The sequence below is a fragment of the Serratia sp. A07 genome, assembly GCF_058725505.1.
Genome location: NZ_JBZXDO010000148.1, coordinates 1 through 1,698 on the forward strand (window position 1 = coordinate 1; position 1,698 = coordinate 1,698).

Annotated in this window: 3 protein-coding genes; all 3 read right to left on the minus strand. The window is 60.8% G+C overall.

Annotated features, from left to right (window positions below):
• A partial coding sequence (locus AC4PR2_RS28680) for a phage baseplate assembly protein V (protein WP_492176023.1) occupies window positions 1-194 on the minus strand: 194 nt, incomplete at its 3' end.
• On the minus strand, window positions 191-1,423 hold the full coding sequence (locus tag AC4PR2_RS28685; RefSeq protein ID WP_492176024.1) for a phage late control D family protein: 1,233 nt from the start codon (window positions 1,421-1,423) through the stop codon (window positions 191-193). The genes AC4PR2_RS28685 and AC4PR2_RS28680, both read right to left, overlap by 4 nt.
• Window positions 1,411-1,698: tail protein X (locus tag AC4PR2_RS28690; protein WP_492176022.1), on the minus strand; the 288-nt coding region annotated here is incomplete at its 5' end. The genes AC4PR2_RS28690 and AC4PR2_RS28685, both read right to left, overlap by 13 nt.

A 1,698-nucleotide genomic window follows, 5' to 3' on the forward strand; every position in this document is an offset into this window, starting at 1 on the left:
TGAGGATCGAGCAATACCTTGACCTGTTCGCCGATATCCGGCAACCAGTAATCCTTGTTGTTCTGGGTGTTGCGCTGCAGCACCTCGATCCAGGCCGTGCGCAGATTGTCGTACTCCGGCAGCCTGACGCGCACCCGGGCGGTTTTCTCATCCACGGCGCTGACGGTGCCGGTGGCAAACTTGATACCGCTCATCGGCGTTTCCCCTTGACGCTTTGTGTCTTCTTATCCACTACGCCGAGGCTGCCGTCGGCCTTTTTGCCGATGACCACCATCTCGCGTGACGTGCCGGCCTTGCCGTTCTTGCCTTTTTTGTGCGGGTTGGCAATCGGCCCCTGGCCGAGAGTGAGTTCGCAGCTGTAACCGCCTTGCCGGTCGATATCATGGCGGACCGCCGTCACCAGCCAGCTCCCCGATAGCCGTCCGAAGCCGGTGAGCGACAAGGTATTGCCGGCTTTAAGTCCCACATTGCCTTCCAGGTTGAGCGTGGCCTCGCGCTGGTACTCATTGTGACGGTTGATACCGGCGCAGACCTTGCTGACCGCCTCATCCCGGGTGCGTGCCCGGCTCTGCATATTGAGCGTGTCCGCGCTGGTAGCATGAGAGGAGGGCTTTTGCCCTTTGCCCTTGGCGCTCACCGTTTCTTCTGCCACCGGCCCGATGCTGCCATCCGCTTTGACGCCGAGGGTGACCATCTTCTTGGTTCGGGTGTCCTGGTATTTGACCCTGGCCTGCTTGTAGATGCGGTTGATGGTATCGCGCAGTCGGTAGCGTCCAACCATGGCGGGCGTCAGTGTGTGAACAGGTTCGGCCTCGCGCAGGGTAACGCGGTGCGAGAAGACGAGCGCCTCGTGTGTCACTTTGACGATGTAACCATACTCGCGCGCCAGGCGGGTCATGAACGCCAGGTCGGTCTCATTGTATTGGGTGACGCGGTCAAGCTTGAGCGGCTCTATCGTGCCTTCGAGCCTGAGAGCGTGCTTTTTGGCGATACGGCTGGCGATGGCCAGCAACGTCGTGTTTTCGAACCCCCGATTGGAGCGGGTGCGCATCGCCGCCGTAACCGAGGCCGACAGTCCCCGTAGTGACACCGTATCTGGCGGTCCGCCGAGCTCGATTTCATCTATAGAGAACGTGCCGCAGTTCAGCAGCTTTTGCCCTTCGAGCCCCAGCTTGAGCGACAGGGTATCCCCTTTGCCCGGGTACCAGGCATCACGCCAGCGGCCGTCACTGTCCTCCAGCTCCACCTGGATCTCGTCCGATTCCCCCGACAGCTTGTCGGTGAAACTGATTGACAGCACGTAGGGGGTGACGTCGACCGTGATGTCCTTCTGACCATAGACCAGCTCAAACACCGGCGTCGGGACGGCACCGGAAGACTTGCCGCCAGCAGCGGGCGTGGTGGGTGTGTTTAGCGTAGCCATGGTGGCAGCGTCTCCTGGTTGTTGTCTGCCGGGATGACCGGAATGGCGAGCGACATACCGGCAGGCAGCACCGGCAGGATAGCGACCTGTGGGTTGGCCATGATGATGCGGGCATAACCCAGCGGATCGCCGTAGTAATCGTTGGCAAGCTGGTCCCAGCGTTCGCCTTCGCGCGTGATATGGATGATGACGTCGGTATGCGGGTGATTCATCACAGGCTCCGGGTAATAATGCGGCTGGCAAGCCGGCTTAACTGCGGGGACTGATTGTTCCAG

Bases quoted from the DNA above. Each gene is read 5' to 3' on its own strand.
- AC4PR2_RS28685 (WP_492176024.1), bottom strand. From the start codon at position 1,423: ATGGCTACGCTAAACACACCCACCACGCCCGCTGCTGGCGGCAAGTCT.